Source organism: Pseudonocardia sp. 2-7 (assembly GCF_056341085.1).
This window is the reverse complement of record NZ_CP094507.1, coordinates 2413641-2428020: the sequence shown is the minus strand read 5'-3', so window position 1 is coordinate 2428020 and position 14380 is coordinate 2413641. Positions and strand designations below refer to the sequence as shown.

Here is a 14380-nt window from a genome sequence, read left to right as displayed (position 1 = left end):
ATCAAAATAGCTCGACACACTGTTGAGTTCTCAAAAGACACCCGCACTCGAGGACCGGGCCTGATGACCGTCGCCCCGGGGCGCCAGAGTCGTCCTCGCTAGGAGGCAACTCTCTTATGCTACGTGTACCGGAGAGCAGCGTCAAGCCTTACTCCGGGCGGCCGGATCTCCACCGAGATGGAGTTCGTGGGCCGTCGCCTCCGGGCCGGATCAGCGTCCCTGGCCTCTCGGCCGGTCTCGCTCTCGTCCGTCCCGTCCTGGCGACAACGAGAAAGTTACAGGACTGCCCGGAGGCGATTCACAGGGGGGTACCTGTTCAGCGTTTCCGCAGGTCAGCGGCCGATCATGCCGATCCGACCCGCACACCGGCCAGGTTGCGCTTCCCCCGCCGCACCACCAGCCAGCCGCCGTCGAGGACGTCCCCGGCACCCGGGACCCACTCCTCGTCGACGACCTTGACGTTGTTGACGTACGCCCCGCCCTCCTTCACGGCGCGGCGCGCGGCTCCCTTGCTGTCGGTCAGACCGGTGGCGACGAGCAGGTCGACGATCGTGTCGGCCGGGCCTGCGTCGGCCGTCGGCACCTCGGCGAGCGCAGCACCGAGGGTGGCCGCGTCCAGGTCGGTGAGCTCCGCGCGGCCGAACAGGGCCTGGCTCGCCGTCGTCACCTGCTTCGTCTGCTCCTCGCCGTGCACCAGCGTCGTCAGCTCGGCGGCGAGACGTCGCTGCGCGCCACGCAGATGCGGCTTCTCGGCGAGCTCGGTCTCCAGTGCCTCGATCTCGGCGCGGTCGAGGAAGGTGAACAGCTTGAGGTAGGTGATCGCGTCGGCGTCGGCGACGTTCACGAAGTACTGGTACCAGGCGTACGGCGAGGTGCGCTCCGGGTCGAGCCAGACGTTGCCGCCCCCGGTGGACTTGCCGAACTTGCGGCCCTCGGAGTCGGTGACCAGCTGCAGCGTCAACGCGTGGACGTGGTCGCCGGTCACCCGCCGGACGAGGTCGACACCGCCGACGATGTTGCCCCACTGGTCGGAGCCGCCGATCTGAAGCCGCACCCCGAGCTCGCGGTACAGGTGCAGGTAGTCCTGGGCCTGGAGCAGCAGGTAGCTGAACTCGGTGTAGGACATCCCGTCGCCGGCGAGGCGGCGCTTCACCGTGTCCCGCGAGATCATCGTGCTGACCGGGAAGTGCTTGCCGAGATCGCGCAGGAACTCCAGGACCGTCTGCTGCCCGGTCCAGTCCAGGTTGTTGACGGCGACGGCGCCGGTCGGCCCGTCGTCGAAGGACACGAACCGCTCCAGCTGACCCCGGATGAGCACCGTCCAGTCGGCCACGGTCGAGGCGTCGTTGAGCGTCCGCTCCCCCACGTCGCGCGGGTCCCCGATCATCCCGGTCGCCCCGCCCGCGAGGATGACCGGACGGTGCCCGGCCTCCTGGAAGCGACGCAGGGTCAGCATCGGGATCAGGTGCCCGGCGTGCAGGCTCGACGCGGTCGGGTCGAAGCCCGCATAGATCGACACCGGGTCGTCGGCGGCGAGTTCCTTCGCGAGCGCGTCGCGGTCGGTGCTCTGCGCGATCAGGCCGCGCCACTCCAGGTCGTCGAGGATGTCGGTACCCACGGTGCCCATCTTGGTCGGGCCGCCGCGGCCCGTGCACGCGGGTGCCTCAGGCGCTGCGACGACGGCGCGTCCCGGCCCGGTACGGACTGACCGCCGGTGAGCCGTCGACCCAGTGGCGCCACGGCAGCTCGGCCGCCGCGGCGACGCCCACCCGGGGGCCGGTCCGGACGAGCTCCGGGGCGACCGGGGCCCCGGCGCGCAGCCGCACCCGGGAGACAGGGTCGGTGACGTCGGTCCCGTCGTCCTCACGGCGCAGCCCGAGGAGCGCGGCGAGGCGCGCGGGCCCGCGGGCCAGGTCCGCATCCCGACGGGCGGTGGGCCGGCGCTCCCGGGCCACCCCCGGGTCGGTGAGCAGCTCCCCGGCGCGCAGCAGTACCGCGCCCGGCTCGCCGTCGGACAGGCACGAGACGTTCGCGCAGAAGTGCATGCCGTAGACGAAGTAGACGTACAGGTGCCCGGGTGGGCCGAACATCACCGCGTTGCGCGGGGTCCGGCCGCGGTAGCAGTGCGACGCGGGGTCGTCGCGGCCCCGGTAGGCCTCCACCTCGACGAGGCGCACCGCGACGGTGCCGTCGGGGGTGTCGGCCTCGAGGACGCAGCCGAGCAGGCGTCGTGCGGCGGGCAGGACGTCGACGGCCAGGGCGGACCGGTCCAGCAGACCGGCGGGGCCCGGCCGGTCGTCCCGGCCGGGCCCCGCCGTGTGGTCGTCCACCGTCAGCGGCGCGCGAGCGCCAGCTGCACGCAGGTCACGACACCGGCCATGGCCTTCTCGACCTCGTCGAGCGGGGGCAGGGTCGGGGCGAGGCGGATGGTCGCGTCCTGCGGGTCCTTGCCGTAGGGGTGCGTCGCACCGGCCGGGGTCAGGACGACGCCCGCCTCCTTCGCCAGCCGCACGACCTCCGAGGCGAGGCCGTCCGGGACGGTCAGGCTCACGAAGTAGCCGCCCCGGGGCTTGGTCCAGGACACGCCCTCGACATCGGAGAACGCCTCGGTCAGCAGCCGATCGACCGCGGCGAACTTCGGCGCGATCAGCTCGCGGTGGGCGGCCATGTGCGCCCGCAGCCCGGCGGCGTCCTTGAGGAACAGCGCGTGCCGCAGGTGGTTGACCTTGTCCGGGCCGATCGTCTTCTTCGACGCCAGCTTCAGCCACCAGTCGACGTTCGCCGGCGAGGCACCGAAGAACGCGACGCCCGCACCGGCGAGGGTGATCTTGGAGGTGGACCCGAAGACGAACGGGCGGTCCGCGTTGCCCGCGTCGGCGGCCAGGGTGAGGACGTCGGCGATCTCGACCTCCTCGATGGTCAGGTGGTGCACCGCGTAGGCGTTGTCCCACATGATCCGGAAGTCCGGCGCGGCCGTCGGCATGGTGGCCAGCCGGCGCACGACCTCGTCGGAGTAGACGACCCCGTCGGGGTTCGAGTACTTCGGCACGCACCAGATGCCCTTGATCGACGGGTCCTCGGCGACGAGCCGCTCGACCTCGTCCATGTCGGGGCCGTCCGCGGTCATCGGGACGGTGACCAGGTCGATCCCGAGCCGCTCGCACACGCCGTAGTGGCGGTCGTAGCCGGGGACCGGGGCGATGAACGCGACCCGGCCGGCGTCGACCCAGCGGGTCGGGGCGCCGGGCAGCGCGGTCAGCAACGCGTGCACGAGCGTGTCGTGCATCAGCTCCAGGCTGGAGTTGTTCGATGCCACCAGCTGCCCGACCGGGACCTGCAGCGACGGCGCGAAGATCTCCCGCAGCTCGGGCAGACCCTGGCCGCCGCCGTAGTTGCGGGTGTCGGTGCCGTCGGCCGCGCGGAACTGTCCCGCGCCCGGCAGACCGAGCAGCTCGTGGGACAGGTCCAGCTGCTGCGCGGACGGCTTGCCCCGCGTCAGGTCGAGCTTCAGGCCGGCGGCCTTGAGCTCCTCGTAGGCTGCGGCAGGGTCGGTCATGCGGTTCCTCCGGTGAACTCTCGCGCTGCTGCGACCGCGGTACGCAGGTCGGTGAGCTGCTCGGCGACCCGGTCGCCGGCCGTCCCACCGCGCGCGTTCCGCGACGCGATGGAGCCTTCCACGGTCAGTACGTCGCGGACACTCGGGTCGAGTGCCGGGTGCACGGCGGCCAGCTCGGCGTCGGTCAGGTCCTCCAGCCCGACGCCGCGAGCCTCGGCGGCGCGGACGCAGCCGCCCGCGGCCTCGTGCGCCACGCGGAACGGGACGCCCTGCCGGACGAGCCACTCGGCGACGTCGGTGGCGAGGGTGAACCCGGCCGGGGCCAGCTCGGCGAGCCGCCCGGTGTGGAAGGTCAGGGTGGCCACCATCCCGGCGACCGCGGGGAGCAGGAGCTCCAGCTGCGCGACGGAGTCGAACAGCGGCTCCTTGTCCTCCTGGAGGTCCCGGTTGTAGGCCAGCGGGAGCCCCTTGAGGGTGGTCATGAGCCCGGCGAGGTTGCCGACGAGCCGGCCGGACTTGCCGCGGGCCAGCTCGGCGACGTCGGGGTTCTTCTTCTGCGGCATGATCGAGCTGCCGGTGGAGAACGCGTCGTCGAGGGTGACGTAGCCGAACTCGGCCGTCGCCCAGAGGATGATCTCCTCCGACAGCCGCGACAGGTCGACGCCGATCATCGCGAGGACGAACGCGGCCTCGGCGGCGAAGTCCCGCGAGGCGGTCCCGTCGATCGAGTTGGCCGAGGACCCGGTGAAGCCGAGCTCGGCGGCGACGGCCTCCGGGTCGAGCCCGAGCGAGGACCCGGCGAGCGCGCCGGAGCCGTAGGGCGACCAGGCGCTGCGCCGGTCCCAGTCGGCGAGCCGGTCGACGTCGCGCAGCAGGGCCTGGGCGTGCGCGGCCAGCTGGTGGCCGAGCAGCACCGGCTGGGCGTGCTGCAGGTGGGTGCGGCCGGGCATCGGCGCGCCGGGGTGGGCCTGCGCCTGGGCGACGAGGGCGTCGACGACGTCGAGCACACCGGAGCCGACCCGTCGCGTGGCGTCGCGCAGCCACATCCGGAACTGGGTGGCGACCTGGTCGTTGCGCGAGCGACCGGCCCGCAGCTTGCCGCCCAGGTCGGCACCGGCCCGCTCGATGAGGCCGCGCTCCAGCGCGGTGTGCACGTCCTCGTCGCCCGGGTCGGGGCCGAACGCCCCGGAGGCGACGTCGGCGGCGAGCTCGTCGAGCGCCTTGTGCATCCCCGACAGCTCCTCGTCGGTCAGCAGACCGGCGCGGTGCAGGACCCGGGCGTGCGCCTTCGAGCCGCGGATGTCGTAGGGGGCCAGTGCCCAGTCGAAGTGGGTGGACTTCGACAGCGCCGCGAGCGCGTCGGCCGGACCGGACGCGAACCGGCCACCCCACAGCGCTCCGCCACCGGCGACCGCGCCCTGTCGGGGGTCCGCGTCGGTCATGTCGGGTCTCCTTCTCGTTCGTCGTGCGTCCCGGCGGCCGCGTGGGCCCTCCGGGGCAGGTCCTGCAGCCGTTCGGCCAGCTCCGCCCCGGTGAGGGGCTCGCGGGCGACGACGATGACCGTGTCGTCGCCGGCGATGGTGCCGACGACGTCGTGCAGTGCGGCCCGGTCGAGTGCGCTCGCGAGGTAGTGCGCCGCGCCCGGCGGGGTCCGCAGGACCGCCAGGTTCCCACTCGCGTCGGCGGACACGAGCAGCTCCCCCAGCAACCGGGCGACCCGCCCGGTGCCGCCCTCGACCCCGCGCACGGGGCTGCCGTCCTCGGGGATGCGGTAGACCGGCTGCCCGCCGTCCGCGCCGCGGAGCTTCACCGCGCCCAGTTCGTCCAGGTCTCGCGAGAGCGTGGCCTGGGTCGTCTCGATGCCGTGCCGCTCGTGGAGCAACCCGATGATCTCCACCTGGCTGCTCAGCTCGTAGTTCCAGACCACGTCGATGACGGCCGCCTGCCGGCTGGCCCGGCTCACCGGGTTCCTGCGGTCGCGGTCCGCCTCACCCATGCCGCAGGAGCCAGGTGAGCAGCGCCTTCTGCGCGTGCAACCGGTTCTCGGCCTCGTCCCAGACGGCGCTGGCGGGGCCGTCGAGGACCTCGTCGGTGATCTCGTCGCCCCGGTGGGCGGGCAGGCAGTGCAGCACGATCGCGTCCGGTGCGGCGCGCTCCAGCAGCGCGGCGTTCACCTGGTAGGGCCGGAACGGCGCCACCCGGTCCAGCCCGTCGTCCTCCTGGCCCATCGAGGTCCAGGTGTCGGTGACGACGACCTGGGCGCCGTCGACGGCGGCGACCGGGTCCGCGACGAGCGTGACCGATCCCCCGGTCTGCTCGGCCCGGGTCTTCGCATCGCGCAGCACGTCGTCGTCGGGGGTGAACCCGGCGGGTGCGGCGATCCGGACGTGCAGCCCGGCGGTGGCCCCGCCGAGCAGCAGCGAGTGGGCGATGTTGTTCGCGCCGTCGCCGAGGTAGGTCAGGGTGAGCCCGGCGAGGCGGCCGAACCGCTCCCGCACGGTCTGCAGGTCCGCCAGGATCTGGCACGGGTGGAACAGGTCGGTGAGCGCGTTGACGACCGGCACGGTCGCCGCGCCGGCCATCTCCCGGATCCGCTCCTGGCCGCTGGTGCGCCACACGATCGCGTCGACGTAGCGCGACAGCACCCGGGAGGTGTCGGAGATCGTCTCGCCGCGCCCCAGCTGGCTGGTGGTGCCGTCGAGGATGATCGCGGTGCCGCCGAGCTGGGTGATCCCGGCCTCGAACGACACCCGGGTACGGGTGGAGGACTTGTCGAACACGACCCCCACGGCGCGCGGCCCGGCGAGCGGGCGCTCGGCGAACGGGTCGGCCTTGAGCCGGTCGGCGAGGTCGAGGACCTCGGCCTGCTCGGCCGGGGTCAGGTCGTCGTCGCGGAGCAGGTGGCGGACCATCAGTTCCCCTGCCCCTCGTGCTGGGCGGCGGCCGCGTCGAGGACGGCGGGCAGCGCCGTCAGGAACTCCTCGGCCTCGTCGTCGGTCAGGGTCAGGGCCGGGGCCAGCCGCAGCCGGTCCGGGGTGGCGTTGTTCACCAGGATCCCGGCGTCGCGCGCGGCCGCGGCGGCCTGGGCGGCGACCGGCTCGGTGAGGCCGACGCCGATGTGCAGACCGGCGCCGGAGACGTCGCCGACCAGGGGGTGGCCGAATCCCTCGATCCGGCTGCGGATCTCCTTGCCGAGCCGGTCGACGTGGGCGAGCAGCCCCCCGGCGGCGACCGTGTCGAGGACGGCGAGCGCCGCGGCGCACGACACCGGGTTGCCGCCGAAGGTGGTGCCGTGCTGGCCGGGCTCGAGCAGGGCTGCGGCGTCGCCGAACCCGACGCAGGCCCCGATCGGGAGACCGCCGCCGAGGCCCTTGGCCAGGGTGATCACGTCGGGGACGATGCCGTGCGCCTGGTGGGCGAACCAGTATCCGGTACGGCCGATGCCGGTCTGCACCTCGTCGAGGACCAGCAGCGCGCCGCGCTCGGCGGTGATCCGACGGGCCTGCGCCAGGTACCCCTCGGGCGGCACGATCACCCCGGCCTCGCCGAGGATCGGCTCCAGGAACACCGCGGCGGTCCGTTCGGTGACGGCGGCGTCGAGTGCGGCGGCGTCACCGAACGGGATGTGGGTCACCCCGGCGGGCATCGGCTCGAACGGGGCACGCTTGGCGGGCTGCCCGGTCAGCGCGAGCGCACCCATCGTGCGGCCGTGGAACGCGCCCTCGCAGGCGACGATCTCCGGCCGGCCGGTCCGGCGGGCGATCTTGAAGGCGGCCTCGTTGGCCTCGGTGCCGGAGTTGCAGAGCAGGGTCCGGGCGTCGTCGCGGCCGAGCAGTGCCTGCAGCCGCTCGGCGAGCTGCAGCGCGGGCTCGGTGATGAAGAAGTTCGAGGTGTGGCCCAGGGTGCGGACCTGCTCGGACACCGCCTCGACGACGGCCGGGTGCGCGTGTCCGAGCGCGTTGACCGCGATCCCGGAGTAGAGGTCCAGGTACGCGCGACCCTCGGCGTCCCAGACGCGGGCGCCCTCGCCGCGGACCAGGGTCAGCGGCGGGGTGCCGTAGTTGTTCATCAGTGCGGCCTGCCACCGCTGCGCGTGCGTGGTCATGTCGTTCCCCCAGCTGTGGCGTCCGGCAGCACCATGGTGCCGACGCCTTCGTGCGTGAACACCTCGAGCAGGACCGAGTGCGGCACCCGCCCGTCGATCACGTGGGCCTGGCCGACGCCCGACCGCACGGCGCGCAGGCAGGCCTCCATCTTCGGGGCCATGCCGCTCTCCAGGCGGGGCAGCATCGGCTCGAGCTGGTCCGCGGTCAGCGAGGTGATGATCGACTCCGGGTCGGGGTAGTTCGCGTAGAGCCCCTCGACGTCGGTGAGCACCACGAGCTTCGCGGCGTCCAGCGCGCCGGCGAGCGCCGCGGCGGCGCTGTCGGCGTTGATGTTGTGGACCTGGCCGTCGGCGTCCGGCGCGATCCCGGCGACGACCGGGATGCGACCCGCCGCGATGATGTCCAGCACCGCGTCCGGGTTGACCTTCGTGACGTCACCGACCAGGCCGATGTCGACGGGCTCGCCCCCGACCAGCGCGGTCCGCTTCTCGGCCGTGAACAGGCCCGCGTCCTCCCCGGACAGGCCGACGGCGAGCGGCCCGTGGGCGTTGATCAGCCCGACGAGCTCGCGCCCGACCTGGCCGAACAGCACCATCCGGACGATCTCCATCGTCTCCGGGGTGGTGACGCGCAGGCCGCCGCGGAACTCGCCGGGCATGCCGAGCCGCTTCAGCATCGCCGAGATCTGCGGCCCGCCGCCGTGCACGACGACCGGGTGGATGCCCGCGAGCCGCAGGAACACCATGTCCCGGGCGAAGGCCTGCTTCAGCTCGTCGTCGATCATGGCGTTGCCGCCGTACTTGACGACGACGATCCGGCCGTGGAAGCGCTGCAGCCAGGGCAGCGCCTCGGCGAGCACACCGGCCTTCTCCCCCGCCCGCTTCAGCCGGGCCGGGGTCTCCGGGGACGGCGCGATCTGCGGCTGCGGCAGCGCGTCCGGGGCGATCGGCTCAGGAGGAGTAGGCACTGTTCTCCTCCACGTAGGCGTGCGACAGGTCGGTGGTCCGGATCTCGGCGGTGTGCCCGTCGGCCCCACCGGACAGGCCCAGCTCGACCTCGATCAGCACGTCCTTCCCGGACAGGTCGCAGTCGGCCCGGTCCCCGGCGACGACGGCGCCCTTGCACAGCAGCACGCCGTTGATCGTGACGTCGAGGCGCTCGGGGTCGATCTCGGCGTCGGCGTACCCGGCGGAGGCCGCGACCCGGCCCCAGTTCGGGTCGGACCCGAACATCGCGGTCTTGACCAGGGAGTCGCGGGCGATCGTGCGGGCGACGGTGACCGCGTCGTCCTCGGAGGCGGCGCCGGTGACCCGCACGGTGATCCGCTTGGTGACGCCCTCGGCGTCGGCCTGCATCTGCTCGGCGAGGTCGCGGCACACGCGGGTGAGCGCGGCGGTGAACACCGCCGGGTCGGCCTCGACGCCGGACGCGCCGGAGGCCAGCACCAGCACGGTGTCGTTGGTGGACATCGAGCCGTCGACGTCGAGCCGGTCGAAGCTGTAGCGGACCGCCTCGCGCAGCGCGGCGTCGAGCGTCGCCCGGTCGAGGACGGCGTCGGTGGTGAGCACGCTGAGCATGGTCGCCATCGACGGGGAGATCATCCCGGCGCCCTTGGTGGTGCCCCCGACGGTCCAGCCCGCCGGGTCGGTCACCGCGGACTCCTTCGGGACGGTGTCGGTCGTCATGATCGCGGCGGCGACGGCGGACCCGGCCTCGGGCCCGGACGCCAGCTCCGCGGCGGCCGACCGGACCCCGGCCAGCACGGTCTCCCGGGGGAGCTGCTCACCGATCAGGCCGGTGGAGCACACGGCGACGTCGATCGCGCCGCAGCCGACCACCTCGGCGACCTGCTCCGCGGTGGCGTGCGCGACCTGGAAGCCCTCGGGGCCGGTGCAGGCGTTCGCCCCGCCGGAGTTGAGGACGACCGCGCGCAGCGAACCGGTGGTCAGCACCTGCTGGGACCAGAGGACGGGGGCGGCCTTGACCTTGTTGCGGGTGAAGACCCCGGCGGCCTCGGCGCGCGGGCCGTCGTTGACGACGAGCGCCAGGTCGGCCCTCCCGGACTTCTTGATCCCGGCGGCGATCCCGGCGGCCCGGAAGCCCTGGGCTGCGGTCACGCTCACGGCGCCACTCCCGTCGTCGGCAGGCCGGTGGTCTCGGGCAGACCGAGGGCCAGGTTCATGCACTGGACGGCGCCGCCCGCAGTGCCCTTGGTGAGGTTGTCGATCGCGGAGACGACGACCAGCCGGGCGGCGTCGACGTCGACGGTGACCTGCAGCGCGACCATGTTGGAGCCGAGGGTCTGCGCCGTGGTGGGCCACTGGCCCTCGGGCAGCAGCCGCACGAACGGCTCGTCGGCGTAGGCCTTCTCGTAGACCGCCCGGACCGCCTCGGCGTCGGTCGCCGGGTCGGCCAGCGGGGCGGAGCAGGAGGCGAGGATGCCGCGCGGCAGCGGCGCGAGCACCGGGGTGAAGCTCACCGACACGGGAGAGCCGAGCGCGGTGGACAGGTTCTGCGCGATCTCCGGGGTGTGCCGGTGCACGCCGCCGACGCCGTAGGCCGACAGCGACCCCATGACCTCCGCGCCCAGCAGGTGCGGCTTGGGCGACTTGCCCGCGCCGGAGGTGCCGGTGACCGCGGTGATCACGACCTCAGGGGCGACCAGGCCCGCGACCAGGGCCGGGACCAGCGCGAGGCTGGTGCCGGTCGGGTAGCAGCCCGGCACCGCGACGCGACGGGTGCCGGTCAGCGCGGCCCGGGCACCGGGCAGCTCGGGCAGCCCGTAGGGCCAGTGCCCGGCGTGCTCGCCGCCGTACCAGCGGTCCCAGGCGGCCGGATCGGTGAGGCGGTGGTCCGCACCGCAGTCCACGACGAGCGTGTCCGGCCCCAGCCGGGCCGCCAGCTCCGCGGACCTGCCGTGCGGGAGTGCGAGGAACACCGCGTCGTGTCCGGCGAGGTTCTCCACCGTGCTCTCGCCCAGGACGCGGTCCGCGAGCGGGGTCAGGTGCGGCTGGTGCTCGCCCAGACGCGTCCCCGCGTTCCCGCCGGCCGTGAGGGCACCGATCTCCACCTCGGGATGTGCGAGCAGCAGCCGGAGGAGCTCTCCCCCGGCGTAGCCACTGGCTCCTGCCACTGCGATGCGTACCACGTGGATGAGTATGCACGCCCCCGGAAAGCCATGCAATCGGGATTCACGATCGCGACCGGCCGGTGCGGAACCGGCCCGGCGGCCGGGTGCGACGCCTAGTTTCCCGCGGGTGCGGCGACGGGTGACACGCGGGGTGGGACCGGGCGCGGGAGCGCCCGCACGGGGACGGTCGGTGGCGCGCACGGCGGCCGTCGCGGCGGTGCTCGCGGGGCTGCTCGGCGGGTGCGCGTCGACCGTGTCCGGGACGCCGTGGCCGACGGGTCAGGGACCCGCGCTGCCGCCGTCCGGGGCGGCGCCGGTGGAGCCCACGCGACGGCCGCCGACGTCGTTCACGGTGCCGGGGCCGCTGTCGAGCGGGCCGCTCGCCGCCCCGACCACCGACGGCCGTCCGACGGCGACGGTCCCGCCCGTCCCGGTGCCGCCCCCGTCCGGGGTCCCGTCCGGTCCGCCCGACGGCGGGGCCGGTGTGGCGCGCACGGTGCCGCCGGTGCCGGTCGGGGACGGCGCGTCCCGTGTCCCGGACGGCCGGGTCCGGCCCTCCCCGGGTACGGCGCGCGCCACGGCCCGGCCCGCCTCTCCGGCCGCTCCGGCCCCGCTGACCTCGGACGTGGTGGCCGACGAGTGCCTGCTCGACCGGGCGGCGCTGACCGGCCTGCTGGGCGGGCCGCCGGTCGCGCCGGCGACGAACGCCGTCGTCACCCGCACCGACGGGACCCGCACCCGGGCCTGCTTCGCGCTCGCCGACGGCGTGACGGTGTCGGTCAACGTGTACACGACGAACCGGGGCACGCCGGCCGGCTACGTCGCCGGCGCCCGGCACGGCAGCGCGGTGACCGGGCTCCCGGCGGGGACCTCCGCGACGGTGCTCGACACCGTCGCCGGGCCGACCCTGCAGCTGGCCACCGCCCGGTACCTGGTGACGGTGGCGGTCGCGGGGCGGACACCGTCCCGCGACCGGTGGCGGGCCGCCGCGGTCGCCGCCGTCGCGGCGGCCCCGCGCTGAGCCGGCCGTGGCCCGGCGCGGGCCCGCCGCGGACCGGGGTCAGCGCAGCGCGGCTCCGTGCCGGGCGGTGGCCTCGGCGACCGCCGCGTCCCGCGCGGCGTTCGCCTCCTCGCTGGTCAGCGTGCGGTCCGCGGCGCGCAGGCGCAGCGAGAACGCCAGCGAGCGGCGGCCCTGTCCGACCTGGTCGCCGGTGTAGACGTCGAACAGCCGCACCGACTCCAGCAGCTCCCCCGCGCCCGCGGTGAGCGCGTCGGCGAGGTCCGCGGCCGGGACCGTCTCGTCGGCGACCAGCGCGACGTCCACGGCGACCGGCGGGAACGCCGACACCCGCGGCACGGGCAGGTTCTCCCGCAGCGGGACCGCGTCGAGGTCGATCTCGGCCGCGGCGGTGCGGGCCGGCAGCCCCAGCGCCTCGACGACCTTGGGGTGCAGCTCCCCGGCGTACCCGACGACGGTGTCGGTGCCCGCGACGACGAGCTCCGCGCACCGGCCCGGGTGCCACGGCGCCCGCTCGGCGCGACGCGGCCGCAGCTCCACCCCGGCGGCGGCACCGGTCAGCCGGGCCGCCTCGACGGCGTCGGACCAGGCGGCGGGACGGCCCCGGCCCCACCAGCCGCGCGGCTCGCGGTTCCCGGCGAGGACGACCCCGACGTGGACGGGCTGGTCGGGCAGCGCGGCGCGCAGGGCGGCGTACTCGGCGTCGGACGGACGGCCGGTCACGGCCGGGTCGGGCATCGCGGGGGTGCTCTCCCCCGGCTGCACCACCTGCGCGATCGCGTACAGCGCGAGGTCCTCGGCGCCGCGGGAACGGTTGCGCACCAGCATGTCCAGCAGCCCGGGGAGCAGGGTCGTCGTGAGCCGGGACCGCTCGGCGTCGAGCGGGTTGGTGACGGCCACGGTGCGGCGGCGCTCGTCGTCGGCGGGCAGGCCCAGGTCGTCCCAGACGGCGTCGGAGACGAACGGGAACGGCAGCACCTCGACGTGGCCGGCCTCGGCCAGCGCGCGCGACACCGCGCGGCGGCGCCGCTGGGCGGCGGTCAGACCACGGCCGGCCGGGGCGGTGGGCAGCACGGAGGGGATGGCGTCGTAGCCCTCCAGGCGCAGCACCTCCTCCACGAGGTCGGCGGCCATGGTGAGATCCGGGCGCCAGGTCGGCGGGGTCGCGACGACGACGCCCTCGCCGCCGGCACCGGTGTCCAGCGAGACGGCGCAGCCGACCTGGGTCAGGCGGCGCACGGTGGCCCCGCGCGGGTAGTCGACGCCGGCGACACGGTCGGGCATCGACAGCGGCATCCGCACGCTCGCGACGGCGGGGACCCCGCCGGCGTCGGTGCGGCCGTCGGCGAGGGTCCCGCCGCCGAGCTCGACGAGCAGCTGCGCGGCGCGCTCGGCCGCGACCGGCGGCAGCGCCGGGTCCACCACCCGCTCGAACCGCTTGGACGCCTCGCTGGGCAGCTTGTGCCGGCGCGCGGCGCGCGCGATCACCGGTGGGGAGAAGTGCGCGGCCTCCAGCAGCACGTCGACCCGGGCGCCGTCGGCGAGGTCCCCCGGCGCGGGGATCTCGGTGGACGCGCCGCCCATGACACCGGCGAGCCCGATCGGGCCGGAGTCGTCGGTGATGAGCAGGTCGTCGGTGTCCAGCGCACGGGTGTGGCCGTCGAGGGTCTGCAGCTTCTCCCCCGTCGTCGCGCGGCGGACCTCGATGGCGCCGGTCAGGCGGGTCGCGTCGTAGGCGTGCAGCGGCTGGCCGAGGTCGAGCATCACGAAGTTGGTGACGTCGACGATCAGCGAGATCGGCCGCATCCCGGCCGAGAGAAGCGCGCGCTGCATCCACCAGGGGCTGGGCGCGGCCGGGTCGACGCCGTCCACCCGGCGGGCGACGAACCGCGGGCAGGCATCGGTGTCGGCGAGCCGCACCGGCCACGCGTCGCCGGTGGTGTCCGGGACGGTGACCCGGGTGACCGGGTCGGTGTAGTCGGCGTCGAGCGAGGTCGCGAGCTCGCGGGCGAGACCGCGGACGGCGAAGCAGTAGCCCCGGTCCGGGGTGACGGCCAGCTCGACGACGGGCTCGGACAGGCCGAGGACGTCGAGGGCGTCGTCGCCGGGCTCGGCGGTGCCGGGCGGCAGCACGAGGATGCCGCCGCTCTCGGCGCCGAGGCCGAGCTCCTTCGCCGAGGCGATCATGCCGTCGGAGACCTTGCCGTAGGTCGTGCGCTGGGCGATCGCGAAGTCACCGGGCAGCACCGCACCCGGCTCGGTGACGACGACGAGGTCGCCGACCGCGAAGTTGCGGGCGCCGCACACCACGTAGCGGTGGCGCTGCCCCTCGAAGCCCACCCGGCAGTACCGGATCGGCTTCTTGAACCCGGTGAGCTCCTCGATCTCCTCGACCCGGGCGACCGTGACCGGCCCGGTGACCGCGGGGGCCGGGTGGATCTCCTCGACCTCCAGCCCGACGCGGACGAAGGCGTCGCCGATCGCCTCGGGACCGGCGGGCAGCGCCGCCGGGTCGATGTGCCGGGCGAGCCAGGACGCGGACACTCGCACTGCTCAGAACTCCTCGTGTG

12 protein-coding genes are annotated in these 14380 nt (G+C 74.7%); 1 reads left to right on the top strand and 11 read right to left on the bottom strand.

The genetic code is table 11. The features are described from left to right. Positions 1-343: 343 nt before the first annotated feature. From tyrS to argC, 10 genes are read right to left on the bottom strand one after another with little or no spacing between them, the layout of a single operon-like run. Positions 344-1618 (bottom strand): tyrosine--tRNA ligase, encoded by a 1275-nt coding sequence (gene tyrS / locus MTO91_RS11905; protein WP_405417484.1) that lies wholly within the window; start codon positions 1616-1618, stop codon positions 344-346. A 46-nt stretch (positions 1619-1664) separates the two neighbouring features. Further along, on the bottom strand, positions 1665-2330 hold the full coding sequence (locus tag MTO91_RS11900) for a DNA-3-methyladenine glycosylase (protein ID WP_476654511.1): 666 nt from the start codon (positions 2328-2330) through the stop codon (positions 1665-1667). A 2-nt stretch (positions 2331-2332) separates the two neighbouring features. Continuing rightward, a complete protein-coding gene (locus MTO91_RS11895) occupies positions 2333-3556 on the bottom strand; it encodes an aspartate aminotransferase type Ic (RefSeq protein ID WP_476654510.1) in 1224 nt (407 codons plus the stop codon). Further along, the gene (gene argH / locus MTO91_RS11890) at positions 3553-4998 is read right to left on the bottom strand and encodes an argininosuccinate lyase (protein WP_178375044.1); all 1446 of its coding nucleotides are present in this window, start codon (positions 4996-4998) and stop codon (positions 3553-3555) included. The genes MTO91_RS11895 and argH overlap by 4 nt, the downstream gene beginning before the upstream one ends. Then, positions 4995-5552: an arginine repressor gene (locus MTO91_RS11885; protein WP_062402841.1), complete on the bottom strand. Its 558-nt coding sequence runs from the start codon at positions 5550-5552 to the stop codon at positions 4995-4997. Before MTO91_RS11885 ends, argH begins: the two co-directional genes overlap by 4 nt. After that, entirely contained in the window at positions 5545-6468 is a 924-nt protein-coding gene (argF, locus tag MTO91_RS11880; RefSeq protein ID WP_251786452.1) for an ornithine carbamoyltransferase, read from the bottom strand. Before argF ends, MTO91_RS11885 begins: the two co-directional genes overlap by 8 nt. Continuing rightward, a complete protein-coding gene (locus MTO91_RS11875; RefSeq protein WP_476654509.1) occupies positions 6468-7661 on the bottom strand; it encodes an acetylornithine transaminase in 1194 nt (397 codons plus the stop codon). Before MTO91_RS11875 ends, argF begins: the two co-directional genes overlap by 1 nt. Beyond that, positions 7658-8578 carry an acetylglutamate kinase gene (gene argB / locus MTO91_RS11870; RefSeq protein WP_062404726.1) on the bottom strand — a complete coding sequence of 307 codons (921 nt, stop codon included), beginning with the start codon at positions 8576-8578 and terminating at the stop codon, positions 7658-7660. Before argB ends, MTO91_RS11875 begins: the two co-directional genes overlap by 4 nt. 34 nt (positions 8579-8612) lie before the next feature. Continuing rightward, a complete protein-coding gene (argJ, locus tag MTO91_RS11865; RefSeq protein WP_476654508.1) occupies positions 8613-9785 on the bottom strand; it encodes a bifunctional glutamate N-acetyltransferase/amino-acid acetyltransferase ArgJ in 1173 nt (390 codons plus the stop codon). Beyond that, positions 9782-10816, bottom strand: a complete 1035-nt coding sequence (gene argC, locus MTO91_RS11860) for an N-acetyl-gamma-glutamyl-phosphate reductase (RefSeq protein ID WP_476654861.1) — start codon at positions 10814-10816, stop codon at positions 9782-9784. Before argC ends, argJ begins: the two co-directional genes overlap by 4 nt. Before the next feature lie 166 nt (positions 10817-10982). Between argC and MTO91_RS11855 the strand changes: the two genes are divergently transcribed. Continuing rightward, a complete protein-coding gene (locus tag MTO91_RS11855) occupies positions 10983-11813 on the top strand; it encodes a hypothetical protein (RefSeq protein ID WP_251786449.1) in 831 nt (276 codons plus the stop codon). 39 nt (positions 11814-11852) lie between these two features. Here MTO91_RS11855 and pheT read toward each other — a convergent pair whose 3' ends face one another. Then, the gene (gene pheT / locus MTO91_RS11850; protein WP_476654507.1) at positions 11853-14360 is read right to left on the bottom strand and encodes a phenylalanine--tRNA ligase subunit beta; all 2508 of its coding nucleotides are present in this window, start codon (positions 14358-14360) and stop codon (positions 11853-11855) included. Positions 14361-14380: the final 20 nt, after the last annotated feature.